Here is a 25,945-nt window from a genome sequence, read left to right as displayed (position 1 = left end):
TGTGGCGGGTTTTCGAGGGATTGAGGAGTCGGTTTCATGCGTGGTTTTCTGGTGGGTGTGGCGGTTATCGCCGGTCTCGGCGCGATCGGATTCGGCACGCTGGTCATGATTGCCAACGGCCTTGAACCGACCCGGGAGAATGTGCGTGTCGAGCTGGAAGACGATTTCCCGCGCTAGCCTGCTGGCAGCGCTGCTGGGCGGTGCCGCCGCAGCCCAAAACCCGATCGAGGTTGAACGCCTCGATTCGCTCGATCCGCTCGAGGTCTCGCTGACCGATCGGGGTCTTGGCGAGCGGCAGTGGACCGGAACCGGGCGTGACATGGCGGAAGCCGTGCTGGTGCGCCTGCCGGGCACCGGCGATGGCGGGTATGCCAGTGAGGCGCTTGGCGATACCGCGCGCCTGATCCTCCTGTCGGGCGGGCAACCGCCGGCCGGCGGGCGGGGCGACGCCAGGCTGGCCGGGCTGCGGGTCGATCGCCTGTTGGCAGCGGGCGGCGCCAATGACGCATTCGACCTGCTCGAGCGGACCCCGAATGTGAACCGGCAACCGGAACTGGCCAGCTGGCATGCGGAACTGGGCTTTGCTGTCGGCGAAACCGGGCGGGCCTGCCAGACTGCCAATGCCCTGATCGAAAATCGGGATGCGCCGGAATGGCTGCGCCGCCGCGCTTTCTGTCTCGCGCTGGAAGGCCAGGGCGCCGCCGCCGAGCTCACTGCCGAGCTGGCGCGCGTGCATTCCGAAGACGCTGACTTTGACGCCCGCCTGTTCGCCTACACCCTGGCGACGCCGGTGGCGAGTACGGTCGGTCCGGCCGATAGCGGCCTTGACCTTGCCATGGCGCGGGCCCTGCTCGATCCGGAAGCCGACATGCCGCCAATTGCCGATACGGCGCCGGCCTGGCTGATCGCGCTTGGCCATCGTCCGCCGTATGAGACACCGCGCATTACCGAGACGGCCGCCGCCCTCGAGGCGGCGCTGGCGCTGACGGGTCGCGAGCGTCACCATGCGCTTGAGGACGTCCTGTCCAACGGGCAGGACCGGGAGGTGTCGGCCCTGGCGCTTGGTCACTTGCTGGCCGACGCGCCGGACGCCGCCCGCTTCATCCATGTGGCCCGGCATCACGGCAATGAAGTTGAAACCCTGCCGATCACCGAGGCGTCGCTGGCCCACGGCTATGATATCGCCCTCGCGGCGATGATCGTCGGCGATCTGCGTGCCGCGGCGCGCTGGCGCAATGGTCTGGTGGACGGCCCGCCGCGCCGGGTCTCACCGGCAGCGCTGGCGGGGTTGCCGATCGTCGAAAATTCCGACGGGCAACTGATCTATGCCGACGGAACGCCGGTTGATGCGGTGCCGCCGGAATGGGTGCCGCCTTCGCCGCAGCGCATGGTCGCCCTCGACCTGTCGCTGGCGATTGCCCGCGACGCCCTGATAGGCGGGAATTTCGATGCCGTGTTCGCCGCCTGGACCGAAAGCCAGGGCGAGGCGTCGCTGGGGGTGGAGCTGGCCCTTGCCGAGTTGGGCGCGCGTCTGCCCCATTCAGCCCGACTGGCCGTGCTCGGTCGGGACGAGGCCGCTACCGCGCCGGAATGGCCGGTGATGGAAATGGCGATGCGATCCGGCGCCCGCGCCGAAATGGCCCTGCTGGCCGTCAGCCTGCTCAATCGACCGGAGACCTCGGCGGATGCGGTGGTGTTCAGCCGGTCGATTGCGGCGCTCGACATGGCCGGTCTGCGTGACAGTGCCCGATCGCTGGTGCTGGAGCGTGTGATCATGAGGTCGCGATGAGCCGAGCACCGTCCGGTGCCGGCAACGCCAATGGCGTGCTGATCGAGCTGTTTCTCGACATGATGGCCGCCGAGCGCGGCGCATCGCCCAATACCCTGGATGCCTATCGCCGTGACCTGGCCGATGTGGCCGCACGCCTGGCCGGCCGTAATCTGGACGCGGCATCCACGCCCGACCTCGAGAGCGTTCTGGCAGGGATGGCCGCGGATGGCCTGGCCGCCTCGACCGCGGCACGACGCCTGTCGGCGATCAAGCGCTTCTACCGTTTCCTGTTGTCCGACGGGGTGCGCGAGGACAATCCCGCCACGCCCCTGCGTGCGCCCAAACAGGGGCGTCCGCTGCCGAAGATCCTGACGGAAGACGATGTCGATCGCCTGTTCGACGCGGCCGCCCGGCTGTCCGGGCCGGCCGGGCTTCGCACCCGGGCCCTGATGGAGCTTCTTTACGCCGGAGGCCTGCGGGTGACCGAGCTGGTCTCGCTGCCGCTGGGCGCGTTTGTTCGGGCCGAGCGCTGTATCCAGATCACCGGCAAGGGCGGCCGCGAGCGCCTGGTTCCACTGACCGAGGCGGCACTTGAAGCCGTGGCCGACTACAAGGCGGTGCGCGATGCCCATCTGCCGGCCGACCGGTCAAAAGCGGGTCGGGCGGCGCGTTTCCTGTTTCCCTCTCGGTCCGCCAGGACGGGCCATCTGACCCGCGAGCGGTTCGCGCAGATCCTGTCCGACCTGACGCTGGCGGCGGGGCTCGACCCGACCAAGGTCTCGCCCCACGTCCTGCGGCACGCCTTTGCGACACACCTGCTGGCGCGCGGTGCCGACCTCCGCAGCGTGCAAATATTGTTGGGACATGCAGACGTTTCGACGACCCAGATCTATACCCATGTTCTTGACGAGAGACTGAAATCCCTTGTCCAGACCGCCCACCCGCTGGCCCGCCGGGTTGAGGACGATCTGCCGGATTGACGTATGCGTAAGCACGGTTTTTGAGGCTTGTGGCGCCGGGGCCGGGTGGTTAGGTTGCCCTCCGCTTTTGTGTTCACAGGCGTTGGCAGGACATGTCCGACCCCACACGTACCTATCTCGATTTCGAACGGCCGCTGGCCGAATTGGAAGCCAAGATCGAAGAGCTCGAATCCCTCGCGGGTGAAGACTCTCCGGACATGGCGGAAGAGACGGCGCGCCTGCGTCAGAAGGCAGCCGAGCAACTCGCTGCGCTCTATTCCAAGCTCGATCCCTGGCGCAAGACCTTGGTCGCCCGTCATCCCGAGCGGCCGCATTTTCGCGATTATCGCAAAGCGCTGATCGAGGATTTCGAGGAAATGTGCGGTGATCGCCGTTTCTCGGAAGACGCGGCGATCGTTGGTGGTCTGGGCCGGTTCCGGGGTCGCTCGGTGGTCGTGATCGGCCATGAGAAGGGCCACGATACCGAGACCCGCATCAAGCACAATTTCGGCATGGCGCGCCCGGAAGGCTATCGCAAGGCGATCCGCCTGATGGACCTGGCCGAGAAGTTCGACCTGCCGGTCCTGACCTTTGTCGATACCGCTGGCGCCTATCCCGGCCTTGGCGCGGAAGAGCGCGGCCAGTCCGAAGCGATCGCCCGCTCGACCGAACGTTGCCTGACGCTGGGCACGCCACTCATTTCCACCATCACCGGCGAAGGCGGGTCCGGCGGCGCTGTGGCCCTGGCCAGCGCCAATGTCGTGATGATGCTGGAGCACTCCATCTATTCGGTGATCTCGCCGGAAGGCTGCGCCTCGATCCTGTGGAAGGATTCAGCCCGGGCAAAGGACGCAGCCGTCGCCATGAAGGTGACCGCGCCGGACCTCTTGGCCATGAAGATCGTCGACCAGGTCATCCCCGAACCGATCGGCGGTGCCCATCGCCACGCTGCGGCGACCATGACGACAGTCGGCAATGCCATCGAGAAGCATCTTGGCGAGCTGGAACAGATGGACGCCAAGGCCCTGCGCCAGCAACGACGCGAACGCTTTCTGGCGATCGGCCGGACGCTGCCGGGGGCTTAGGCGCCTTTAGTGAGGTCCTTGCCTTGGATGAGGGAGGGGAGGTGAAACGCGTCAGCGTTCCTCCATCGACCGCCCATCACCCACTCCGTCTTGCCGCTGTCGCGACAATCCACCTCGCCCGTCAAGGGCGAGGACCTGGTTTCGCGCCTAAAGCGCCACTTCCAGCCAGGGCAGTTCCCGACCCTTGAAGACATCGCTCGGCCGCATGGCGATGCGGCGGGCGCCCATGTGGATATAGGCGGCTTCGGCATAGGGGTCGGACAGGATGGTCATCACCGTCTCGCCGCGCGCTTTGAGCTTGGCCTTGGCGTCCTCGAACAGGTCGCGGCCGACACCCTTGCCGATGGCTTCGGGTGTGATGAAGAGCAGGTCGAGCGTGCCGTGATGGCCGCCGGGATCGATCTGGCAGACGCCGAGCATCGTGCCATCCGCGAGTTCGGCGACGGTTGTCAGTCCAGCCTCGATCGCCTCGGCCGTGACCTTCAGATAGGGCGCGACCTCGGCCATGAAGACCTCGTCATAGCCCCAGTGCGCCTTTGACTTCAGGCACAGCTCTGACAGCGCGTCTTCTTCGCCCGGGCGGGCGGGGCGAAGGATGACTTCGCTCATCGTGATCAGGCCGTCGGTGCGCCGTCGATGGCACCGTGACACTGCTTGTATTTCTTGCCGGAACCGCATGGGCAGGGGGCATTGCGAGCAACACGGCCCCAGGTTTCCGGCTTGTTCGGATGGGCCGGTGTGGAGACGCGGCGCTGGGTCGGCGCGATGCGGGGCGCGACCGGACCGTCGCCCGGATCAGCCATTTCATTGCGGCCCGTGCGCGGATCGATATGGGTTGCGGTCAGGCCTTCCGGTTCTTTCGGCGGCGCCGGAGCGCGCTCGAAGCGGATCAGCATCAGCTGCTTGGTCACTTCGCCGCGCAGATTGTCCATCATCCGCTCGAACAGGTTGAAGGCCTCGGTCTTGAACTCGTTCAGCGGGTTGCGCTGGGCATAGGAGCGCAGGCCGATCATCGAGCGCATGGCATCGAGATTTTGCAGGTGCTCGCGCCAGTTGATGTCGATGGCCTGCAACAGGATCGACTTCTCGATCCGGCGCATCAGCTCGGGACCGGCATTGGCAGCCTTTTCGGCATAGGCCTTGTCGGCGGCTTCAGACACGCGCTCGAGGATCTCCTCGTCGGCAATGCCTTCCTCGTCAGCCCAGGCTTCGACCGGCAGGTTGAGCCCGAAGGTTTCCTGCAAAGCCGCCTTGAGGCCGGCAATGTCCCACTGGTCGGCATAGGCTTTCGGCGGGATATGGGTTGTGACCAGGTCTTCCGCGGTCGACTGGCGCATGTCCTTGATGACGTCGGCGACGTCATCGGAGACCATGAAGTCGATGCGCTGCTCGAACACCGCCTTGCGCTGGTCATTCATCACGTCATCATATTTGAGGACGTTCTTGCGGATATCGAAATTGCGCTGTTCGACCTTGCGCTGCGAGGTTTCCAGCGCCTTGGACATCCACGGGTGCTGGATGGCCTCGCCTTCCTTCATGCCAAGCGTGCGCATGATGGTGTCGAGGCGCTCCGGCGCGAAAATGCGCAGCAGGTCGTCCTGGACCGAGATGAAGAATTTCGAGCGGCCCGGATCGCCCTGACGACCGGTCCGGCCGCGCAGCTGGTTGTCGATCCGCCGGCTTTCATGGCGCTCGGTAGCCAGCACGTACAGGCCACCGGCCTCCAGGGCGTGCTTCTTCTTTTCGGCGATTTCGGCCTTGATGGCGTCGGCCTGGCGGTCGATCTCGGTCTGGGTCGGTGTCTTGCCGGCGGCTTCCTGTTCAGCCTTCCAGGCATCCAGCCGCATGTCGGCATTGCCGCCCAGCTGGATGTCGGTTCCGCGACCGGCCATGTTGGTGGCGATCGTCACAGCGCCCGGGACACCGGCTTCGGCGACAATGAAGGCTTCCTGCTCGTGATAGCGTGCATTGAGCACCTGGTGCTCGATCGGAATCAGCTTGAGCATTTCCGGCAGGGTGCGCTGCGACGGCCGGGCCGACTTCTCGAACTCGGCCTTGGCGGCTTCGTCCTTGGGGTAGAGATGGCCCAGCATCTTCTTGAACAGGGCCTTGTCGCTCATCAGCCGGTCGATGACTTCCGATTTCTCGATCGACGCCGTGCCGACGAGCACCGGCTGGCCCCGCTCCTGACAGTCGACGATCTCGTCGATGATGGCGGCGTATTTCTCTTCCAGCGTGCGATAGACTTCGTCTTCCTCGTCGATCCGGGCGATCGGCTTGTTGGTCGGGATTTCCATCACCGCCAGCTTGTAGATGTCGAAGAATTCGTCGGCCTCGGTCAAAGCCGTACCGGTCATGCCGGCGAGCTTGTCGTAGAGCCGGAAATAATTCTGGAAGGTGACCGAGGCCAGCGTCTGGTTTTCCGGCTGGATATCGGTGCCTTCCTTGGCCTCGATCGCCTGGTGCAGGCCATCGGACAGGCGGCGACCCGGCATCATGCGACCGGTGAATTCGTCGATCAGGACAACGGCATTGTCCTTGATGATGTAATCCTTGTCGCGCACGAAGATCTTGTGCGCCTTGAGGGCCTGGTTGACGTGGTGGACGGCCTGGATGTTCTCGACATCATAGAGGTCGCCCTCGGCGAGGAGCTCCCGCTCGTTCAGGAGCGCTTCGATCTGCTCATTGCCCTCTTCGGTGAGCAGGATGGTCCGCGCCTTCTCGTCGATCTCGTAGCAATCCTCGTCCAGCAGCGGGATCAGCTCGTTGATCGTCTTGTAGAATTCGGTCCGGTCTTCGGTGCGTCCCGAGATGATCAGCGGCGTGCGCGCTTCATCGATCAGGATCGAGTCGACCTCGTCGACGATGGCGAAGCCGTGGCCGCGCTGCACCATCTCTTCGGTCGAGTACTTCATGTTGTCGCGCAGATAGTCGAAGCCCAGCTCGTTATTGGTCGCGTAGGTGATGTCGCAGGCATAGGCGGCGCGGCGTTCCGGATCGGTCATGCCGTGGGCGACCACGCCGGTGGTCAGACCCAGCTGTGCGAACACCCGGCCCATCCACTCGCTGTCGCGGGTGGCGAGATAGTCATTGACCGTGACGACGTGCACGCCTTTGGCCGGCAGGGCGTTGAGATAGCAGGGCAGGGTGGCGACCAGCGTCTTGCCCTCACCGGTCTTCATCTCGGCAATCGAGCCCTCGTGCAGCACCATGCCGCCCATCAGCTGGACGTCATAGGGGCGCAGGCCCAGGGCCCGCTTGGCGGCTTCGCGGACGGCGGCAAAGGCCTCCGGCATCAGCGCGTCCAGTTTCTCGCCCTTGTCTAGTCGTTCGCGGAATTCGACGGTCTTCGCCTTCAGCGCGTCGTCGGACAGCGCCTCGAAGTCGGGCTCGAGGGCATTGATTTTTTCGACCATCGGCCGCAGGCGGCGGATTTTGCGGTCGTTCTCGGTTCCGAAGATCTTGCGGGCAATGGAGAGCATCTGGATCAGGCTTTGCGAACTACAGGGCAGCTGGTGTCCGGCGCCCGGGATTCGTTCCGTTCGCCGGGGACGACAGCATTGCTTTGAAACGTCAGGGTGACTTAAGGATGAGGGGTGTAACTGTCAATCAAGCGGCGCGGCGGATCAAGCCCGCTCCTTCAACAGATGAGGCGCTACAGGTGTCTGTTTTCAGGGTCTTTTGCATTTTGCTGCTGACTGCAACTGGCGCAGCTTGCGGCCCCGAGCCGCGACGGACCGCCGATGATTTCGGATCCGGCCGGCCCGCCTTGTCGCTGGATGAGGTTGATCCGGTCGTCGCGCGGGTCGAGGGAACGATGATCCGGCGTTCCGATGTCGAGCGCGAGGCGCTGGCCCAGCTCGGCGAAAACGGCGCCGCTGCACCGGCCATGGGCAGTCCGGAATTCGACCGTGTGCTGGAAGAGCTGATTGACCAGAGGCTGCTGGCGCTGGAAGCGCGCCGCCGCGGCTTGCACCAGTCCGAGGAGGCGCGGCGGCGCCTGGCTTTGGCCGAGGAACGCATTCTCGGCAATGTCCTGGTCGAGACGGCGATCGCGGATGCGGTGACCGACGAGACCATCCAGCGCATCTATGACGAACAGATCCGACTGATCCCGCTCGGCGAGGAAGTGCGGGCGCGACACATTCTGGTGCCGACCCGGGAGGAGGCTGTCGCCATCAAGGCGCTGATCGACCAGGGCCGCGATTTCGCCGAGCTTGCGGTTGCGATGAGCGAAGACCAGGCGACGCGCCTTGAAGGCGGTGATCTGGGCTATTTCTCCCGCGAGGGCATTCTGCCGGCGTTCGGGGCCGTGGCCTTTGCGACCTCTGAGGGCGCGGTGTCCGAACCGTTCCGAACCGAGTTCGGTTGGCACGTCCTGACCGTCGTCGACCGTCGCCGCCAGCCACCGCCCTCGCTGGAGGCCCTGCGCCCCAACATTGCCCGCTTCTATACTTTCGACCAGTTGGAGGCCCTGATCGAAGGGCTGCGTGTCGATGCCGAGATCGAACGGGCCGATCTGACGCTGCTGCTTGCGCCGGCGACCGAGGGTGGCGATGAAGCCGGGACCGTCGATGGCGACGGGGACGACAGCGGGGACGGCCCCGATCCGGACGACCAGGACGACCAGGGCGACCCGGACAACCCGGAGTAGGCGGCCATTAACCGTCTTTCTGCACCCGTCCTTAAGGGAGATGTGGGACCATGACCGCTTGTAGCCCCAAACCGGTGCTCTTTGTTGCTGCCTGTGCCTTGCTGGATGCCGATGGTCGCATCCTCATTGCCAAGCGCCCCGAAGGGAAGGCCATGGCGGGGCTGTGGGAATTCCCGGGTGGCAAGATCGAGCCGGGAGAGACACCGGAGCAGGCTGTGGTGCGTGAACTGCGCGAAGAGCTGAGTGTCGAGCCGTGCGAACGGTGCCTGCACCCCTTTGCCTTCGTCTCACACCCCTATGATGACTTCCACATCGTCATGCCGCTCTTCCTGTGTCGCACCTGGGACGGCTTCCCCCATCCCAATGAAGGCCAGGAACTGGCCTGGGTCCGCAAGGAGCGTCTGCGCGACTACCAGATGTCCGCTGCCGACGTCTCCCTGGCCGCCGAGCTGAGGGATCGCCTGTGACGGAACTCGTGACCCGCTTTGTCCGCGATGAGCGCGGCGCCACCTCGATCGAGTATTCGCTCATCGCCGTGGTCGTCTCAATCATCTTCATCGCCGCCCTGGCGGTGATAGGACCGGCCGTTAGCGACATGCTCGACAGCGCCGCGGCGCCTTTTTAGGCGCTGCGCCGGCGTTAGCGCCCCGCCTTCTCACCCAGAGACTTCTCCTGAACCCCCAACGCGTCCGCCAGCCGGTGCGTTGCCGAGCCCGGCCGTTTCGGCTTGGGCTGGTCGGGATGAGGGGCCCAGCCGGCGGCGTGGACGATCTCGAAGGTGGCGCGGATGCGGCCGTCGGGGTCGGCAAAGCGTTCGGCATAGATCTGACCGGCGCGGATGAAGAGGGCGCGGGTCGCCGGGTTGCGCGGCCGGTCGGTCAGCGACGAGGTCTCACCCATGCCGCGCAGCTCTGCCATCAATGCGAAGATATTGTCATAGCGCACGGTGATGCGGTCGACATCGGCAACCGGCATGGCGAAGCCGGCCCGCTGCAAAAGGGCCGCCATGTCGAACGTGCCGGCCAGTGGCGACACGCGCGCTGCGGCGCCACCGGTCAGCTCGCTTTCGGCCGCCATCAGGCATTGGCGCAGTTCGGTCAGGGTTGACCCGCCGGGCAGGGCGCAGGCGAAGAAACCGTCCGGCTTGAGCGCGTGATTGATCTGGACGAGTGCGCCCGGCAGGTCATTGGTCCAGTGCAGGCCCCAGGGCGCCAGGACGAGGTCAAGGCTTTCGGAGGCGAAGGGCAATTGCTCCTCGTCCAGCGCCAGGGCCGGGCGGTCCAGCGTGCCGGCGACCGAGGGTGACAGGTCGGACTGGCACCACCACCCAACCTTGCCGGCCAGCAGCTCAGTCGTCGATTGCGTCGCCAGGTCCGGGCCGCCGCCGAGGATCGCGGCGTGGTCGAAATCGCGCATGATGCTGGCGATCCGGTCGCCCATGTCGTCGAAAGCGCGTTGCGCGAGGAAGTTGTGTTCTGGCAAAGTGCCCGCAACCCGGTCGCGGCGGCGGCGCAACAGGGCGCGGTCGAACAAGGCAGGCGGCGTGGCGGTCGTCATGGGGCCGATATGCCCGCAAGGACCGGGCAGGGAAAGGGGAGGTGACAGACAGGATGGCGGGTGTGCTGGTATCCGGACTGAACAGGGCTGGTCGCCGTCTGGCGGATCTGGCCTGGCCACCGGTCTGTCCCCTGGCCGGCGATACGGTTGATCGGGCCGGTCATCTGACGCCTGTGGCCTGGTCGCGCCTGACCTTTCTCGATGCGCCCTGGTGTGACACGTGCGGCTGGCCCTTTCCCTATCCGGCCGGGTCCGGCGGCGCGTCACTGGCGGTCTGTGCCAATTGCGTCGCCAACCCGCCGCGTTTTGACCGGGCCCGTGCTCCGCTGGCCTATGACGAGCGGATCAGCCCGCTGGTGGTCGGTTTCAAGCATGGCAGCCGTCGCGAGATGATCAGCCAGTTCGGGCGCTGGATGGCGCGGGCGGGAGCCGACTGTCTAGACGGGGCAGACGCCATCATCCCGGTGCCGCTGCACTGGCGCCGGCTGATCGCTCGTCGCTACAACCAATCCACCCTGCTGGCGCGGGCCCTGTCTCGATGCAGTGGGGTGGACGTGTGGACCGATGTTCTGCTGCGCCGCCGGGCGACGCCCAGCCAGGCCGGCCGGACGGCGCGCCTGAGGCGGCGCAATGTGGCGGCTGCCTTCACAGTGCCGGACCGCAGCGCGGTCGCCGGTCGGCACCTGGTGCTGGTCGATGATGTCATCACCACTGGCGCAACCGTATCGGCGTGCGCATATCAGCTGAAACGGGCCGGTGCCGCCTCGGTGCGTGTTGTGGCATTGTGCCGGGTAGTCCGCGAAACCGATCCGACGGTCTGAGTGTTGGGCGGTGACTTCTGGCGGTGACTTCTGGCGGTGACTTCTGGAGTGAGTGCATGACTGACATTACGATCTACACCCGACCGATGTGCGGCTATTGCGCCCGCGCCGTGTCCCTGCTGAAGCAGAAAGGGGCCGAATTCACCGAGATCGATGCCGGATTCGACCAGTCCAAGCGGCAGGAAATGATCCAGCGGTCCAATGGCGGTCGCACCTTCCCGCAGATCTTCATCGGCGACATGCATGTCGGCGGTTGTGATGACCTGATGGCGCTCGAGCGCAGCAACAAGCTCGACGACCTGCTCAAGGCCTGACGCGTATGGACGTCGCCCTTGTCCAGATGCGCTCGGGCATCGACCCGGCGGAAAACCTGGCCACGGCCAGCGCGCTGGTCCGCGCCGCTGCTGCGGACGGGGCGAGCTTCGTGGCGACGCCGGAAACGACCCATCTGGTGCAAAAGGATGCCGATGCGGCCTTTGCGGTAATGCACACGCCGCAGGATGATCCGGCCATTCCTGCCTTTGCGGCGCTCGCCGCCGAGCTCGGCATCTGGCTGTTGATCGGCTCGCTGGCCGTGCGTATTGGCGAGCGCCGGGCCGCCAATCGCAGTTTCCTGTTTGCCCCGACGGGCGCGATCGCGGCGACCTATGACAAGGCCCACATGTTCAATGTCGGGCTGGGGCAGGGCGAGACCTACCGCGAAAGCGACAATTATGAAGCCGGGGACCGGCTTGTGGTGCACGATATTGACGGCGCGACGCTGGGCCTGTCGATCTGCTATGATGTCCGCTTCGCCTATCTTTACCGTCGGCTGGCCCAGGCCGGTGCCGAAATCCTGACCGTTCCCGCGGCCTTCACCAAGCCGACCGGTCGCGCCCATTGGGACGTGCTGCTGCGGGCCCGGGCGATCGAGACGGGCAGTTTCGTGCTGGCCCCGGCCCAGGGCGGACTGCATGCCGATGGACGCAAGACCTGGGGCCATTCCATCATCATCGGTCCCTGGGGTGAAACCGTCGCCGAGCTGGACCATGACAATCCCGGCCTGCTGCGTGCCAGGCTCGACCTGCGCAAGGTCGCCGAGGCCCGTCGCCGCATTCCGGCTCTCGAGCATGACCGCACCCTAACCGGGCCGCTCTGAGGCAAGGCCATGATCCGCTACGCTCTCCTGTGCGATGACGACCATGACTTCGAGGCCTGGTTCTCGGACTCGGCGGGCTTTGACGACCAGAACGCTCGCGGTCTGGTGGAGTGTCCCCAGTGTGGCTCGACACGGATCCGCAAGGCCCTGGCTGCTCCGGCCGTCGCCACTTCGCGCAAGCGCGAAGCCAGCCCTGAGCATCAGGTCGGGGAACTCGCGTCGAAGGTCCGCGCCCATATCCGAAAGAATTACGACTATGTCGGCGAGGACTTTGCCAGCGAGGCCCGCGCCATCCATGACGGCGACAAGCCAAAGCGTCTCATCTATGGCGAGGCATCGGCCGACGAGACCAAGGCGTTGAGCGATGACGGCGTGCCGGTCACCCCGCTGCCGGATGCGCTGGCCCCGACGCCGCCGAAGAAAGCGAACTAGTCCCGGTTGCCCCGGCGCCAGCCATTGGCGATCAGTTGCGCTTCATCTTCAGCGCCCAAGGCGTCGCCGCTGATCCGCGCGTCGATGGCATCGAGAATACTGGTTGGCATGGCACTCGAGGCCGTGCGCATGACCGATCCGTTCGCGGTCTCGGCCGGGGCGGTCATCTGGACCACCCATTGCCCGTCTTCACGACAGGCCAGACCGGTCGTCTCGCCGTGCAGGAAGCTGCGGCATGCGGTCCCGTCGGTGGCGTTGAAGCTGAGCTGGATCGCGGTCCCGTCCGGCCCGGTTTCACCGGACGCCTGTTGTTCGAGCGCAGCAGCCAGCACGCCGCCGGCAATCGGGCGGTCGCCGTCGAAGATCATCAGGCCTTCTTCACCGCCACCAAGCCGACCGCCGATCAGCACGCCCAGTACGAGGCTCGCGGCAATCGCTGCGTAATTGGTCCAGCCGGGACGCTGTGGGGTGGCCGCTTCTGGGGCCGGGCGACGGAAGGGCAGGACTGTCGGCTCGTCGTCGCTCGCTTCGGATGAGCGCACGAGGTCGACCAGATGGTCCGGCACCGCCTCCTCGGCGACCGGGTGATAGGCCTCGCGAATGGCCGTGTCGGTCGTCTGCAGGGCGTCGAGGCGTTCGGCCAGGGCGGGATCTGCATCAACGGCAGCGGCGACCCGGTCCATTTCGGCATCATCCAGCTCGCCATCCATGAAGGCGATCAGGGTTTCGTCATCAAGCATCGGACTGTCCCTCCATCGCGGACGGGTTGAGCTGGGCTTCCATCGCCTTGCGGCCGCGCGCCAGACGACTGGTCAGCGTGCCCATCGGCACATCCATCACAGCCGAGGCTTCCTTGTAGGACAGGCCTTCGACCAGAACGAGGCTGACCGCCAGGCGTTGATCGTCGGGCAGGGTCTCCATCGCCCGTTCGACCGCCATGGCGCGCATGCGCTTTTCGAAATCGGGATCCTCCGAGCCGACATTCTCGCCCGCTTCCGGCGGCGCGTGATGGCGGCCCTGGCGTTGGCGCCGGCGGGTTTCGTCGATCCAGGCATTCTTCATGATACGGTACATCCAGCTGTCCAGGCGCGTGCCGGCCTGCCATTGATCCAGGCGGGTCAGGGCACGTTCCACGGTCAGCTGCACGAGATCATCGGCGTCGGCCTGGTCGCGAGACAGGGAGCGCGCGAACCGCCGCATTCGCGGCAGGTATTCGATGATCTCGTTTTCAACCCGGGTGGTTCTCGTGCCCATTCCCACTACCATCAACGACTGGAAGAAAGCTTTTCTTCCATGCGTTATAGTGATGGGCAAGCCGAATGGAGTGTTGATGTCCACCTTGTTGAAAATCGCGATGACCCTTGCGACGCTTCTGGCGGGGTTCGGGTCCGCCGCCGCGCAGCTGCCGGTCGATGTGCCGCGTCTGCCGGTGACCGACCGGCTGCGCGACACGCTGACCGATCCACTCAACCAAACGCTCGACGAGCTGGAAGACGTCCGACAGGACACGCTCGACACCCTGTTGCGCCGCAATCGTGACGTGCTGGAGCGCGGGCCGGACCGCACCGTGATCCTGCGCGACCAGATCACCACGCTTCGTGTCGATGATGCGGATCTGACGCCTTTGCTGGCAGCTGGCTTTACGGTCCTGCGCGGCCGTGCGCTGGGCGGCCTGCCGGCCCGTCTCCATGTCCTTCAGGTGCCGTCGGGCCTGTCGACGGTGCGCGCCCTGGCGCTCGCCCGCGAGATCGATCCGGCCGGCACGTATGATTTCAACCATGTCTATGCCCGGTCGGGGCATGCGGGTGTGGTCATGGCGACCGCAGCCCAGGCCGGAAATGGTCCGGCTGTGAGGGTGGGTCTGATCGATACCGGGGTCGCGACCGCTCACGCGCATCTGCGGTCTGCGCGGATTGAAACCCGCGCCTTTCATGACGGCGACTATCTGCCGGCCGCCCACGGTACCGGTGTGGCCTCCCTGCTCGTCGGACCGACAGGCGGCACGCTGTACTCTGCCGACATTTATGGTGCGGGCCCGACCGGCGGCTCGCTGGAAGCCCTGGTTGCGGCGCTGGGCTGGATGGCCGAGGTCGAAGTCGGGGTGATCAATGTCTCGCTGGTGGGGCCCGACAATGCGCTGTTGCGCAGCGTCAGCGCCATGCTGACCGCGCGGGGCCACATTATGGTGGCGGCTGTCGGCAATGACGGCCCCTCCGCCGATCCGCTCTATCCCGCCGCCTATCCGGGCGTGGTCGGGGTGACCGGCGTCGACCGGCGCGGTCGAGTCCTGCCCGAGGCCTGTCGCGGCGAGCACGTCGATTTTGCGGCGCTGGGGCGTGATGTTGAGGTTGCAAACCTGCCGGATGGCGAGACCGAAGCGCGCGGCACGTCATTCGCGGCGCCGCAGGTCGCGGCGCTTTTGGCCGCGGGCTTTGACCGACCGGATCCGGACGTTGTGGTTGGCTTGATCGCGGCGCTGGCGGCGCGGGCCGAGGACGCCGGTCGACGGGGCCGGGATGTGATCTATGGCGACGGGATCATCCAGCGGGATGCCACCTATTCGCTGGCCGGTCAGCACTGACTGCAGCGCGATGGAATAAATCCGGAAGCCGCATCGTTCTCTTCCTGACAGCCCGACAATGCTCGGGCCGTACAAGGGAGAAAGACGATGAAAACGCTCACTGTTTCCACACTGGTACTGATCATCGCCACGGCGGGCGCCCAGGCTCAGCTCGGCGGGGTCACCGAGACAGCCGGTTCGGTGCGTCAATCGACCGAACTGGGTATTGATCCGGCCCTGCAGGGCGATCTGGTCCCGGGAACCCGTGGTCTGTCGCGTATCGAACAGGCCCGGGCCGACCGGGCTCGTCGTGCGGCACGCCGCGCTGCCCGGGCCGCGGCCGAGGCGGCGCCTCAGGGGTCGACCTCGGCAATGGCGGGGGCTGAGGCTTCGGCGATGGCCGAAACCGCTGAGCCGGCGGCCAGCGCCGCACTCGCCGCCAGCACTGACGCCACTGCGCAAACAACCACCCCGGCCGTGCCGCAGCCGCGACCGGTTGCTGTCAGCCGCCGCGCCAATGCGATCCGCTCCAATGTCGAGACCACCGCCCTGCCGGCACCGCAGGCTGATGCGGTTGTCCGGGCTGCCGCGCCGGCTCTGCCGGATGTCGCGGTCAATGCCCCGGCCCCCCGTGTCACCGTTGCCGCACCGGCTCCGGTCGTTCGCGAGAGCCGCACTGTTTATGTCGCACCGGCTCCGGCCCCTGTGTCGTCCCGCTCGAGCCGGGTCGAGACCCGTACGGAGATCGTGCGTGAGGCGCCGGCGCCGAGCCGGCCGGCGACGACACCGAGCGACAGTCGTTCGGTCAGCATCAGCCAGGTGGCGTCCAATGTCGCCCGGAACGGTTTTCCGCTGTGCATCGCGGCGCTGCTGGTCCTGGGCCTGATCCTCGCCGCCCGTGAAGTGACCCGCCCTCGCGGTCGCTCCGCCTGACCAAATCGTGCCGGCGCGGAAGAAAACCCCGGGCCGGCACGTTGTCTTCATATCCACCGCAAATCTTGAAGGAGGATTCCATGTTGAACCTGAAACAGATTGCCACCCTGACCGCCATCTCTCTGGCCGCATGTGCGGCACCGGCCGCCTCGGCCCAGTCGAGCTGGAGTTTTGGCTACAGCCAGGGCCAGAGCACCAGCCATGAGTACCACCGCAGCTATTACGAGCATGGCTATGACCGGCACGAATTCCGCTATCGCCGGGATGCCTGCCAGCCGCGCCGTCGGGGCGGCCTGGGCCTTGGCGTCGGCCTCGGCGGTGCGCCGGTGCTGACGGCACAGGTCGGCGGCCATTGGACCGAGTGCGACCGGGGCCAGTTCACGCACGCCCAGTACGAGGCCTTCGACCATGACCGGACCGCCTACTGGCACAATCCGGACAGTGGCCGCCGCGGCGTCGTGCGGCCGGAGCGCCACTATCGTCGCAACGGCCAGGCCTGTGCCTCGGGCCATGCCGAGGTCTATGACCGCGATGGGGACTATCAACGCTTCGAATTCGAAAGCTGTCGCGATGGCTCCGGCCGTTGGCAGTTTGAGGGGCGCAGCGGCCGCTAGGTCCTGATCTGCGGAAACAAATCGGAGGCGCCGGTCTTGCAACCGGCGCCTCTTTTTGTCCTGACGTCCGGGATTAGCTGTCCGGCTTTTCCGCGACCATCATGTAGTTCACGGCGGTGTCCTCACCGATCGAGAACTGGTCTGTCAGCGGGTTGTAGCTCACCCCGACCGGCGCGCGCAGCATCATGCCGCCTTCGCGCAGGGCACGGCGGATCTGGGCCGGTTTGACCAGCTTGTTGAAGCGGTGAGTGCCACGCGGCAGCCAGCCCATCACCCATTCAGCCCCGACAATGGCCAGGGCGAAAGCTTTCGAGGTCCGGTTGATGGTCGCGCAGACCATCAATCCACCCGGTTTGACGAGGCTGGCGCAGTCGACCAGGAAGGTATGCGGGTTGGCGACGTGTTCCATGACTTCCAGATTCAGGACCACATCAAACGGCGCCTCATCCTGCTCGATCAGCTGCTCGGCAACGCCGTGACGGTAGTCGATTTCCAGCCCTTGCTCGTCGGCATGAACGCTGGCCGTCTTGATATTGGCTTCGGCCGCGTCGACGCCGGTGACCTGTGCGCCCAAGCGGGCCATCGGCTCGCAGACCAGGCCGCCGCCACAGCCAATATCGAGGATGCGCAGACCCTCGAACGGGCGCTCGCCGGACAGGCCGAAATGTTCGCAGATCGTGTCACGGATGAAGCCGAGACGGACCGGGTTGAATTTGTGCAAGGGCTTGAACTTGCTGTCCGGGTCCCACCACTCGGCCGCGATGCGGGAAAATTTCTCGACTTCCTCCGGGTCGATGGAGGGACGGTTCAGCGTGTGGGGCGCGGCGGCGCTGGTCATGAATTTCTCCTCGCGGGCGAAGCCGCGGCTGATTGCGTTCAGGCGTTGCACGCGGGACGCTTCGCGCTTACCTAACCGCCAGCGCGACGCCCCGCAACTGCCTCAATATGGCCCCAACGGTGCGTCTTATCGAGCCGGGTGCGACGTTATGGTCGTGGCAGGCTCAGCGGGGAAGCGCGAGGGACAGGTTGCATGACGCGCGTCGTGGCGAAATTCGGTGGCACGTCGGTCGGTACGATCGAGCGAATCCGCCACTCGGCCGGACTGGTCGCTGACGCCGCCCGGCGCGGCGAAACCCTGACGGTCGTTGTTTCAGCGATGGCCGGCGAGACCGATCGCATCCTTGGTCTTGCCGACGCCTTCGGCAGCGGCCTGGGCGACCGGGAGACCGATGTCGCACTGGCCGCCGGCGAGCAGGTCTCCGCGGCCCTGATGGCGCTGGCGCTGCGTGGAGCAGGCCTGAAGGCCCAATCATTTCTGGGCTGGCAATTGCCGGTCATTACCGATGGCCCGCCCGGTGCCTCGCGGATTGCCGGCATGGATGTTGCCGTCCTGGAGACCGCGATCAACGCTGGCATCATACCGGTGGTCGCGGGCTTCCAGGGCATTACCGAAACGGGGGAGGTCCGGACGCTGGGACGCGGCGGAACAGACCTGTCAGCCGCCGCCGTGGCCGCCGCGCTGGACGCGCGCTGTGACATCTACACCGATGTCGATGGCGTCTACACCACCGATCCGCGTATCGAGCCCGACGCCCGCCGTCTCGACACGATCAGCCATGACGAGATGCTGGAACTGGCCGCCCAGGGCGCCAAGGTGTTGCAGACCCGGTCAGTGGAATTTGCCAAGGCCCGCGGTGTACCGATGCGGGTGTTGTCCTCATTCCTTGAAGCGGGGACAAGCCGTGGCACCGATGTGGTGTCCGAGCAGGCCATTGCCGAGCGCCGCCTGGTGTCAGGCGTCGCCTATGCTCGCGATCAGGCCCGGATCGCCCTGCACGGTGCGTCCAACCGGTCGGACATGGCGGCGCGGTGTTTTGCCTGCCTGGCCGAGGCCGAGGTCGGGGTCGACATGATCGTCCAGGCGCATGCCCGCCAGCCCGGCACCGTGACGCTGGAGTTTTCCATCGCCCACCGTGACCTCGATCGCGCCCAGGCGGTGCTCGAGGATGCCATGACCGGGGTTCGCATATCGACCGAGACCGGCTTGGCCAAGGTTTCGGTCGTGGGGGCCGGCCTGCGCCAGCGGGCCGACGTTGCCCGGTCGCTGTTTGCGGTCCTGGGCGATCAGGATATTGCGGTGAAAGTGCTGGCCACCTCCGAGATCAAGATCTCGGCGCTGATCGAGAATGACGCGGTTGAACGCGCAGTGCGGGCCTTGCATGCGGCCTACGGTTTGGATCAGGTGTAGGCATGGATGACATGACGACAAAACCCGGCCGCGACCCGCGCAACCTGCTCAAGCGCATGCGCCTGCTCATGGCCGTGCAGGAGAATGCCCAAGCGCGGCTCGATCACCTGACGGCGCTGATCGCCGAGGAAGCCGGCTGGGACGTCTGTTCCATCTATCTGGCCCGGCCATCCAACGCCCTGGAACTGTGCGCTACATTCGGTCTGAAGCGCGAGGCTGTGCACTCGGTGCGCCTGCGACCGGGCGAGGGGCTTGTCGGCCTTGTCGCCCGTCGGGCAAGGCCTCTGGCGACGTCAAATGCCCGTGAGCACCCGTCCTTTTCGTACAAGCCGGAGACCGGTGAGGAGCCGTTCGATACGTTTGTTGGCGTCCCGATCCTGCGGGGCGGCCGCATGGTCGGCGTCCTGACGGCGCAGACTTCGGTCGAGCGTCAGATCGCGCCCGATGAAATCGAGACCCTGCAGACCGTTGCCATGGTCCTGGCCGAGATCGTCGCCTCGGGCGACATCGTTGATTCCGCTGAAATGGCCGGCCTCGACCTGCGTCAGTCGCGTCCGGAGCGCTTTCAGGGCGGTGCCTATTCCGGCGGCGTGGCGCAGGGCGTCGCGGTGCTGTTCGAGCCGCACGTCGAATCGACCCGGCTGATCGCCGATGATCCCGCCAGCGAGGAAGCGCGGCTGGAAACGGCGATCAAGTCGCTGCGCAGTGCGATCGACGAGATGCTGGAGGGCGGCCGCATACCCTTTGGCGGGCCGACGCGCGATGTGCTGCAGGCCTATCGCATGTTCGCCCATGACCGCGGCTGGATGGAGCGGCTGCGCGATGCGGTGCGCCGCGGCCTGACCGCTGAAGCGGCCGTGGAGCGGGTGCGGAACGAAAACAGGGCCCGCCTGATGAAGGCGTCAGACCAGCTGTTCCGTGAGCGCCTGCACGATCTGGAAGACCTGGCCAACCGTCTGCTGCGCCATCTGGACGGCAGCGGGGCGCCGCTGGAACTGCCCGACAACGCGATCATCATTGCCCGCAATATCGGGCCGGCGGAATTGCTGGAGTTTGATCGCGACAAGCTCAAGGGCATTGCGCTTGAAGAAGGCTCCGCCTCCTCGCACGCTGCCATCGTCGCCAAGGCCTTGGGCATCCCGCTGGTCGGTCGTCTTGAAGGCGCGCTCGACCGGGCGGAGAACGGCGACCCGGTCATTCTCGACGGCGAATTCGGCATCCTGCACATACGCCCGCAGCCGGATGTCGTGGAGACCTATGAGGCCCGTGTCACCGCGCTCTCGGAACGGCGTCTTGCCTATGCCGAATTGCGCGGTCCCTCGGTCACCGCCGATGGTCAGCGCATCGGACTGCACATGAATGCCGGCCTGTTGATCGAGCTGACGGCGCTGGACGAGACCGGTGCCGATGGTGTCGGCCTGTTCCGGACCGAGTTCCAGTTCATGGTGGCGGAAACCCTGCCGCGCCTGTCGGCGCAGGCCACGGTCTACAAGTCCGTACTCGATGCGGCAGGTGAAAAGCCGGTGATCTTCCGGACGCTGGACCTGGGCGGCGACAAGGTGGCGCCCTTTGCGCCCTCGACCGTTGAGCCCAATCCGGCGCTGGGCTGGCGGGCCATCCGCATGGGCCTCGATCGGCCGGGCCTGCTGCGTTACCAGCTTCGCGCCCTGATCCTGGCGGCGGCCGGGCGGCCGCTGAATGTGATGTTCCCGATGATTGCGGCGCCGTGGGAAGCCCGGGCTGCGCGCAAGATGCTGGACCGCGAGCTGCATCATGCCCGCCAGGCCGGCCATGAAATGCCGTCCGATGTCCGGTGCGGCATCATGCTGGAAACGCCCGGCATGGCCTGGGCGCTGCAACACGCCATTGATGACGTCGATTTCGTCTCGGTCGGTGCCAATGACCTGATGCAGTATTTCTATGCGGCCGACCGCCAGAATACGCGTGTCTCGGAACGGTACGATGTGCTGGCTCCGGCTGCGCTCGACTTGCTCAAACATGTCCGCGACCTGTGCGCGAAGCATGACACGCCCATCTCGGTTTGTGGCGAGATCGCGGCCAAGCCGCTCGAAGCCGCCGTGTTGATCGGGCTTGGTTATCAAAGCCTTTCCATGGCCTCGGGAAATATCGGGCCGATCAAGAAACTGGTTTCGGGACTCGATGCCGGAAAACTTGGCACCTGGCTTGCGAGCCACCTTCAACAGCCCGTGGACAGTTTGCGCCCACTCCTCATCGAAGCAGGAGAAAAGGCGGGATTGCCTCGCGAGGCCATTGATAATGGGCGAGCAATTTGATCTTATAAGAGTTCGTTAAGGAATTTTTTCCCGAACGTGCTTTGAGTGACGATCGCTCCGGCAAGGATGAGCGGCGGTATGGTGATGGTGAGTCAGACGCCCAGTACGGACTTCGTGCCCGTTGATGCCGTCTATTCAGACGACGGCGTTGGTTATGTACACTTGTCTTCCGGCGAACGCCTCCGCGAGGCCCGGCAGAAACTCAACCTCTCGATTGAACAGGCCGCCGAGCGCACCCGCGTTCGCGCCGATTATCTGGAAGCGCTCGAAACCATGGATCCGCGCGGCCTGCCGGCCCGCGCCTACACCATCGGCTATCTGCGCACCTATGCCGGTTTCCTGAGCCTCGATGCCGCCGGCATGGTCGACCAGTTCAAGCGTGAGGTCGATACCGAGACCGGTCGCGCCCAGCCGACCGCTGCGGCCAGGACACGCGAACCGATCAAGCTGCCGCGGGGCGCCTTTGGTGCACTATTGATCCTTGCCGCCGTCGCTGGCGCGGCCTGGTGGTATTCCGAACAATTCTCCGGCGGCACCGGCCTGACCAACATGCCGTCGCCGCCCGATGCGGCGCCCGACTGGGCCCGGGCGGACTTCCAGACCGGACGGGTCGCCGTCAGCGTCGACGATATCTGGTCCGGCCTGCCGCTGGGCGAGGCCGCGACGGCATCCGGCCAGGTGGTCATGCGTGCCCTTATGCCGACCTGGCTGGAAGTGCGCGATTCCTCGGGACGCATCCTGTTTGCCCGTGAGCTCGCTGTCGGTGAGGTTTACCGGGCGCTGGAGCCGGGCCTGACCGTGTCCGCCGCCAATGCCGGCGCGATTGAAATCGAGCGCAACGGCCAGGCCGTCGGCCTGCTGGGCGATGCCGGCATGCCGGTCGAGGATTATCCGGTGATGGCTCAGGCCGATCCGGCCGAAGCCTCGCCGCAATAGCGCCTGACGGCTCACTGCAGCAATACACCGCAGTCATTTGTCGCACCCCCCGGTCGCGCACCGGACACATTGACGCTATATCCAGCCGGTATCGCGGCCTGCGCCTGTCTGGCAGGTCGGTGAAGGGAGAGTGTCGATGTCGCAATCCAGCCCCGATCCGCGCAGCGTCCGCCCCTGGCGGATGATTGACCGTCGCAAGAGCCGCAAGATCAAGGTCGGCCCGCTCGAGGTCGGTGGTGACGCGCCGATCAGCGTGCAGACCATGACCAATACGCCGACCTCGGACGCCGGCGCCACGATCGACCAGATCCGGCGCTGCGAAGAGGCGGGTGTCGATCTGGTCCGGGTGTCCTGTCCGGACGAGGACTCGACCGCGGCCTTCAAGACGATTGCCAAGGCCGCCGAGGTGCCGCTGATCGCCGACATTCATTTCCACTACAAGCGCGGTATCGAGGCCGCCGAGGCTGGCGCCGCCTGCCTGAGGATCAATCCGGGCAATATCGGCTCGATGGACCGGGTCCGCGATGTGGTGCAGGCCGCCCGCGATCATGGTTGCGCGATCCGGATCGGGGTCAATGCCGGCTCGCTCGAGCGTCATCTGCTGGAGAAATACGGTGAGCCGTGCCCTGAGGCGATGGTCGAGAGCGCGCTGGACCATGCCCGGATTCTCGATGATCTCGACTTCCGCGATTACAAGATTTCGGTGAAAGCCTCCGACCCCTTCCTCACGGTGGCGGCCTACCAGGCCCTGTCCGAAGCCACCGATGCCCCGCTGCATCTGGGCGTGACCGAAGCCGGGGGCACCCGCATCGGCACGGTGAAATCCTCCATCGGTATCGGCTCGATGCTGTGGGCCGGGATCGGTGACACCATTCGGGTGTCGCTGTCGGCCGAGCCGGAGGAAGAGGTCCGGGTCGGTTTCGACATTCTCAAATCACTCGGCCTGAGAACCCGCGGCGTCAACATCATCGCCTGCCCGTCCTGCGCCCGTCAGGGCTTCGATGTGATCCGCACGGTGGAGACGCTTGAAGCCCGCCTGGCGCACATCTCCGAGCCGATCTCACTGTCGATCATCGGATGCGTGGTCAACGGCCCGGGTGAAGCCCTGATGACAGACCTCGGTTTCACCGGTGGCGGGGCCGGACGCGGCAAGATGTATGTCTCGGGACGCCCCGACCATAATGTCTCGAACGAGGCGATGGTCGATCACATCGTTGAAATGGTCGAGGCCCGCGCAGCCGAGTTGCGGGCTGCAAACGTCCCGACAGGGGATGACTCGGTGGAAGCCGCCGAGTAATCAGGGTGCGTCGTCAGACGGGGGGAGTTGGACGTGACAGGATTGACGGTTTTCGGCCTGAAGAATTGTGACAGCTGCAAGAAGGCCATATCGGCCCTGACGGCGGCGGGGCTGGCTCACACCTTCGTCGACATTCGCGAAGATGCCGACCGGGTGGTCAAGGTGCCGGACTGGCTGGATGCCGTCGGCGCCAAGGCGCTGGTCAACACACGCTCGACCACCTGGCGCAACATGTCCGGGGAAGACCGCGAAATCGCCGACGAGGACCCGGCGGGTGTCCTCATCGCGCATCCGACACTGATCAAGCGTCCGGTGATCGAGGCCGGGACGACGGTTCTGGTGGGTTGGTCGGCGGACAGTCTGGACGCCCTGCTGGCTGACGCCGCTTCATGACTGCCTCGCTGAGGTCGCGGTGCGATCTCGATCTGACCTTTCCCTTTCACCATCATACCTGTCCGGCCGACCGGCTGGAGCGGGTGGCCGCCTGGATGCGCGAGCAGGGCCTGGGGTCCGAGGCGTATCTGACCGGCCCGTCTGTCGCCACGCTGGAGGCCCGGATGGCGGCGTTGCTGGGCAAGCCGGCGGCGGTCTGGTTTCCGACCGGCACGATGGCCCAGGGCGTGGCGGCGCGACTGCATTGCCAGGCCAGCGGTGATAATCGCCTGGCCCTGCACCCGACATCTCACCTCGCCCTGCACGAGGAAGAGGCCCATGCGCATCTGCACGGGCTGGAAACGCTGCCAATGGGCGAGTGGCCACGCACGCTTCGGCCGGCCGACCTGCCCGACGCGGCGGGTTGTGCCTTCATCGAGCTTCCGCAGCGCCATAATGGCGGCGCCCTGCCGGGTCTGGACGAGCTGGCGGCCATCAAGACGCTGGCGGCATCGCGAAACATTCCACTGCATATGGACGGGGCTCGCATCTGGGCCTTGCCCGAGGCGTGGCCAGGTCAGGAATGGCCTGAAATCTGTGACGGTTTCGCGTCGGTCTATGTCTCCTTCTACAAGGATCTGGGGGCGTCCGGCGGCGCAGTCCTCGCTGGCGAAACGGCGTTTGTCGATGCGGCGCGGCTGTGGCTGGCGCGGATGGGCGGGCGGTTGGTTTCAGCCTGGCCGATGGTGCCGGATGCCCTGTATGCGCTGGACACCCGTTTGCCGAAACTGCCCCGCTTTGTGGAGCGGGCCCGACGGATCGCTGCCAGCGTCGGTCCCTGTCCGCGCCTCACCATCACGCCTGACCCACCACAGGTGAACATGATGCACATCCGGCTGGATTGTGATGTGGCGATGGCAGAGGCCGCGCGGGACGCGGCGGCCGAGGCAACGGGCGTCTGGCTGGGCAATCGCTTCTGGCATTTCGATGCCGACCCGGTTCCGACCCTCGAGATCGCGATCGGGGAACGCGCCCTTGATGCCGACCCGGACCGGATCGTCGCGGCCATTCGCGTGATGTCAGACGTGTTGCAGGGTGATCATTCAACCAGCGCGTAGAGATCGAGCATCAGCTGCAGGCTGGTCCCGTCACGGACCAGGTCCAGTTGCAGCGTCGCCGGCGGCGGGCCGCCGGTTTCACAACTGCGGGTCCGCATCTGCGTGCCGTTGAAATGGGTGATGAAATCGCCGGTTTCCACGCCTGCATCAAAGGCGGGAGAATTGGCGAGCACGGCGGCCACCCGCATGCCGTCACCCTCGGGCACCAACACCATGCCGTGTGTCACCATCGGATCGAAGGTGATCGGTGTCGCCGGATCATTGCGCCGGACCTGAACGCGCTCATTCCGCTGGTCGAACGTCCAACTGAAATGGCGCATCGCCTGACCGCCGAGAATCTCTGTTTCTGGGGTCGACTGGATGACCGGTTGTTGCAGCTCATTGCCGCCAATCCACAGGCTGCCGCTCAAACGGGCAGACGAGCGGCGTTCGATTTCGGAGAACCGGACCGCGGCCCCGGTGGCGCGGGGCGGCCGGACGGTGTCATAGCGCCCGATGTTTCGCAGGATGATCGGGCTCAGCGCGGCGCCACTGTCGATCAGAAGCCGCCGGTGGCCATTTGGAAAACGGACGCGCAACCAGGGCCGGGAATCCGGTCCGTTGGAAGAAAACACCGTCTCGCCATCCGGACGGGGCAATTCTCCGGACACGACCCGCATCTCGCTGCGCGCATAGTCCAGGGTCAGCAACACGTCCGAGAAGGCGTCGTATTCCAGGATGCCGTCAATCTCGCGGCCAAGGGCGATGGAGAGGTGGTCGAGATCACGGACGCGGGCCCGCAGCCCGGTCAGTCTCAGATCGCCGATTGTCGAGACGCCGAACCGGGCCCGCACGCCGGAGTCCAGGCGCTGTCCGGAGACCCGTTCGACGCTGTCCGGGTCGACATAGCTGGCCGAGGCCCCGGTGTCATAGAGGAACCAGAGCGTCCGCTCATCGGCGGTCTCGCCTTCGCGCAGCTCAAGGGTCACAGGCACAAAGAAATAGCCGCGACACATCTGCGTGGGCAGAACGACCGGGTCACCGATCAGCGTGTCAGCGGCTGCCAGCGGCTTGCCGAGCGCCAGCAGCGCGATTATCAGGATTGCGATCCGTTTCATTCCTGCCCCCTGCGATCTGTCCTGCAGGATAGGGCAGGGGCCCGTATTTCCAAATTCCG

The 25,945-nt window shown here is 65.8% G+C and carries 27 protein-coding genes; 20 read left to right on the top strand and 7 right to left on the bottom strand.

Translation table 11 applies throughout. The features are described from left to right. The first annotated feature begins 36 nt into the window (after positions 1 to 36). The 4 genes from VOI18_RS06750 to VOI18_RS06735 all read left to right on the top strand — a co-directional run bounded on the left by VOI18_RS06750 (position 37) and on the right by VOI18_RS06735 (position 3,815). On the top strand, positions 37 to 177 hold the full coding sequence (locus tag VOI18_RS06750) for a hypothetical protein (RefSeq protein ID WP_323761635.1): 141 nt from the start codon (positions 37 to 39) through the stop codon (positions 175 to 177). Further along, on the top strand, positions 146 to 1,789 hold the full coding sequence (locus VOI18_RS06745; RefSeq protein WP_323761634.1) for a hypothetical protein: 1,644 nt from the start codon (positions 146 to 148) through the stop codon (positions 1,787 to 1,789). Before VOI18_RS06750 ends, VOI18_RS06745 begins: the two co-directional genes overlap by 32 nt. Continuing rightward, positions 1,786 to 2,751, top strand: a complete 966-nt coding sequence (locus tag VOI18_RS06740) for a site-specific tyrosine recombinase XerD (RefSeq protein ID WP_323761633.1) — start codon at positions 1,786 to 1,788, stop codon at positions 2,749 to 2,751. The genes VOI18_RS06745 and VOI18_RS06740 overlap by 4 nt, the downstream gene beginning before the upstream one ends. A gap of 92 nt (positions 2,752 to 2,843) precedes the next feature. Continuing rightward, positions 2,844 to 3,815, top strand: coding sequence for an acetyl-CoA carboxylase carboxyltransferase subunit alpha (locus VOI18_RS06735; RefSeq protein WP_323761632.1), 972 nt, complete (start codon positions 2,844 to 2,846; stop codon positions 3,813 to 3,815). A 147-nt stretch (positions 3,816 to 3,962) separates the two neighbouring features. Here VOI18_RS06735 and VOI18_RS06730 read toward each other — a convergent pair whose 3' ends face one another. Both VOI18_RS06730 and secA read right to left on the bottom strand, forming a co-directional pair. Further along, positions 3,963 to 4,424 carry a GNAT family N-acetyltransferase gene (locus VOI18_RS06730; protein ID WP_323761631.1) on the bottom strand — a complete coding sequence of 154 codons (462 nt, stop codon included), beginning with the start codon at positions 4,422 to 4,424 and terminating at the stop codon, positions 3,963 to 3,965. Between the two features lie 5 nt (positions 4,425 to 4,429). Further along, positions 4,430 to 7,297, bottom strand: coding sequence for a preprotein translocase subunit SecA (gene secA, locus VOI18_RS06725; protein WP_323761630.1), 2,868 nt, complete (start codon positions 7,295 to 7,297; stop codon positions 4,430 to 4,432). A 206-nt stretch (positions 7,298 to 7,503) separates the two neighbouring features. On the opposite strand from secA, the gene VOI18_RS06720 reads away from it, so the two are divergent. Genes VOI18_RS06720 through VOI18_RS06710 form a run of 3 tightly spaced genes read left to right on the top strand, consistent with a single transcriptional unit; the run spans position 7,504 to position 9,094 of the window. After that, positions 7,504 to 8,469 (top strand): peptidylprolyl isomerase, encoded by a 966-nt coding sequence (locus tag VOI18_RS06720; protein ID WP_323761629.1) that lies wholly within the window; start codon positions 7,504 to 7,506, stop codon positions 8,467 to 8,469. 50 nt (positions 8,470 to 8,519) lie between these two features. Then, a complete protein-coding gene (gene mutT / locus VOI18_RS06715) occupies positions 8,520 to 8,936 on the top strand; it encodes an 8-oxo-dGTP diphosphatase MutT (protein ID WP_323761628.1) in 417 nt (138 codons plus the stop codon). After that, entirely contained in the window at positions 8,933 to 9,094 is a 162-nt protein-coding gene (locus VOI18_RS06710; protein ID WP_323761627.1) for a Flp family type IVb pilin, read from the top strand. The genes mutT and VOI18_RS06710 overlap by 4 nt, the downstream gene beginning before the upstream one ends. A 14-nt stretch (positions 9,095 to 9,108) precedes the next feature. Here the strand turns inward: VOI18_RS06710 and VOI18_RS06705 are convergent, their stop codons facing one another. Further along, on the bottom strand, positions 9,109 to 10,026 hold the full coding sequence (locus VOI18_RS06705; protein WP_323761626.1) for a methyltransferase domain-containing protein: 918 nt from the start codon (positions 10,024 to 10,026) through the stop codon (positions 9,109 to 9,111). A 41-nt stretch (positions 10,027 to 10,067) separates the two neighbouring features. Here VOI18_RS06705 and VOI18_RS06700 point away from each other — a divergent pair, with 41 nt between their 5' ends. From VOI18_RS06700 to VOI18_RS06685, 4 genes are read left to right on the top strand one after another with little or no spacing between them, the layout of a single operon-like run. Then, a complete protein-coding gene (locus VOI18_RS06700) occupies positions 10,068 to 10,847 on the top strand; it encodes a ComF family protein (RefSeq protein WP_323761625.1) in 780 nt (259 codons plus the stop codon). 56 nt (positions 10,848 to 10,903) lie between these two features. Further along, the gene (grxC, locus tag VOI18_RS06695) at positions 10,904 to 11,161 is read left to right on the top strand and encodes a glutaredoxin 3 (protein WP_323761624.1); all 258 of its coding nucleotides are present in this window, start codon (positions 10,904 to 10,906) and stop codon (positions 11,159 to 11,161) included. Between the two features lie 5 nt (positions 11,162 to 11,166). Beyond that, positions 11,167 to 11,985 carry a carbon-nitrogen hydrolase family protein gene (locus tag VOI18_RS06690; RefSeq protein ID WP_323761623.1) on the top strand — a complete coding sequence of 273 codons (819 nt, stop codon included), beginning with the start codon at positions 11,167 to 11,169 and terminating at the stop codon, positions 11,983 to 11,985. Positions 11,986 to 11,994: 9 nt separating this feature from the next. Beyond that, complete coding sequence (locus VOI18_RS06685; protein WP_323761622.1) at positions 11,995 to 12,417, top strand: DUF1178 family protein; 423 nt, start codon at positions 11,995 to 11,997, stop codon at positions 12,415 to 12,417. Here VOI18_RS06685 and VOI18_RS06680 read toward each other — a convergent pair. Continuing rightward, the gene (locus tag VOI18_RS06680) at positions 12,414 to 13,157 is read right to left on the bottom strand and encodes a hypothetical protein (RefSeq protein ID WP_323761621.1); all 744 of its coding nucleotides are present in this window, start codon (positions 13,155 to 13,157) and stop codon (positions 12,414 to 12,416) included. The genes VOI18_RS06685 and VOI18_RS06680 overlap by 4 nt on opposite strands. Continuing rightward, a complete protein-coding gene (locus tag VOI18_RS06675) occupies positions 13,150 to 13,671 on the bottom strand; it encodes an RNA polymerase sigma factor (protein ID WP_323761620.1) in 522 nt (173 codons plus the stop codon). The genes VOI18_RS06680 and VOI18_RS06675 overlap by 8 nt, the downstream gene beginning before the upstream one ends. 76 nt (positions 13,672 to 13,747) lie before the next feature. Here VOI18_RS06675 and VOI18_RS06670 point away from each other — a divergent pair, with 76 nt between their 5' ends. The 3 genes from VOI18_RS06670 to VOI18_RS06660 all read left to right on the top strand — a co-directional run bounded on the left by VOI18_RS06670 (position 13,748) and on the right by VOI18_RS06660 (position 16,524). After that, positions 13,748 to 14,998 (top strand): S8 family serine peptidase, encoded by a 1,251-nt coding sequence (locus VOI18_RS06670; protein ID WP_323761619.1) that lies wholly within the window; start codon positions 13,748 to 13,750, stop codon positions 14,996 to 14,998. Between the two features lie 87 nt (positions 14,999 to 15,085). Then, the gene (locus VOI18_RS06665) at positions 15,086 to 15,910 is read left to right on the top strand and encodes a hypothetical protein (protein ID WP_323761618.1); all 825 of its coding nucleotides are present in this window, start codon (positions 15,086 to 15,088) and stop codon (positions 15,908 to 15,910) included. Positions 15,911 to 15,990: 80 nt separating this feature from the next. After that, positions 15,991 to 16,524 carry an RT0821/Lpp0805 family surface protein gene (locus VOI18_RS06660; protein ID WP_323761617.1) on the top strand — a complete coding sequence of 178 codons (534 nt, stop codon included), beginning with the start codon at positions 15,991 to 15,993 and terminating at the stop codon, positions 16,522 to 16,524. 73 nt (positions 16,525 to 16,597) lie between these two features. On the opposite strand, the gene ubiG is transcribed toward VOI18_RS06660, so the two are convergent. After that, positions 16,598 to 17,362, bottom strand: coding sequence for a bifunctional 2-polyprenyl-6-hydroxyphenol methylase/3-demethylubiquinol 3-O-methyltransferase UbiG (gene ubiG / locus VOI18_RS06655; RefSeq protein ID WP_323761616.1), 765 nt, complete (start codon positions 17,360 to 17,362; stop codon positions 16,598 to 16,600). Between the two features lie 192 nt (positions 17,363 to 17,554). Between ubiG and VOI18_RS06650 the strand changes: the two genes are divergently transcribed. The 6 genes from VOI18_RS06650 (at position 17,555) to VOI18_RS06625 (ending at position 24,789) form a co-directional block, all read left to right on the top strand. Next, positions 17,555 to 18,772, top strand: coding sequence for an aspartate kinase (locus tag VOI18_RS06650; RefSeq protein WP_323761615.1), 1,218 nt, complete (start codon positions 17,555 to 17,557; stop codon positions 18,770 to 18,772). A 2-nt stretch (positions 18,773 to 18,774) separates the two neighbouring features. Then, positions 18,775 to 21,066 carry a phosphoenolpyruvate--protein phosphotransferase gene (ptsP, locus tag VOI18_RS06645; RefSeq protein WP_416374868.1) on the top strand — a complete coding sequence of 764 codons (2,292 nt, stop codon included), beginning with the start codon at positions 18,775 to 18,777 and terminating at the stop codon, positions 21,064 to 21,066. A 78-nt stretch (positions 21,067 to 21,144) separates the two neighbouring features. Then, positions 21,145 to 22,002: a helix-turn-helix domain-containing protein gene (locus tag VOI18_RS06640; protein ID WP_323761613.1), complete on the top strand. Its 858-nt coding sequence runs from the start codon at positions 21,145 to 21,147 to the stop codon at positions 22,000 to 22,002. 136 nt (positions 22,003 to 22,138) lie between these two features. Next, positions 22,139 to 23,299, top strand: a complete 1,161-nt coding sequence (ispG, locus tag VOI18_RS06635; RefSeq protein ID WP_323761612.1) for a flavodoxin-dependent (E)-4-hydroxy-3-methylbut-2-enyl-diphosphate synthase — start codon at positions 22,139 to 22,141, stop codon at positions 23,297 to 23,299. 33 nt (positions 23,300 to 23,332) lie between these two features. Next, positions 23,333 to 23,692, top strand: a complete 360-nt coding sequence (locus VOI18_RS06630) for an ArsC/Spx/MgsR family protein (RefSeq protein ID WP_323761611.1) — start codon at positions 23,333 to 23,335, stop codon at positions 23,690 to 23,692. Continuing rightward, the gene (locus VOI18_RS06625; RefSeq protein WP_323761610.1) at positions 23,689 to 24,789 is read left to right on the top strand and encodes a threonine aldolase family protein; all 1,101 of its coding nucleotides are present in this window, start codon (positions 23,689 to 23,691) and stop codon (positions 24,787 to 24,789) included. The genes VOI18_RS06630 and VOI18_RS06625 overlap by 4 nt, the downstream gene beginning before the upstream one ends. Here the strand turns inward: VOI18_RS06625 and VOI18_RS06620 are convergent. Beyond that, positions 24,771 to 25,886, bottom strand: a complete 1,116-nt coding sequence (locus tag VOI18_RS06620) for a hypothetical protein (RefSeq protein WP_323761609.1) — start codon at positions 25,884 to 25,886, stop codon at positions 24,771 to 24,773. The genes VOI18_RS06625 and VOI18_RS06620 overlap by 19 nt on opposite strands. Between the last annotated feature and the right edge of the window lie 59 nt (positions 25,887 to 25,945).

Source organism: Maricaulis sp., from assembly GCF_034670125.1.
Lineage (GTDB): Bacteria > Pseudomonadota > Alphaproteobacteria > Caulobacterales > Maricaulaceae > Maricaulis.
Note: the sequence above shows the minus strand (reverse complement) of the source record. Positions and strands in the feature narration are given on the sequence as shown.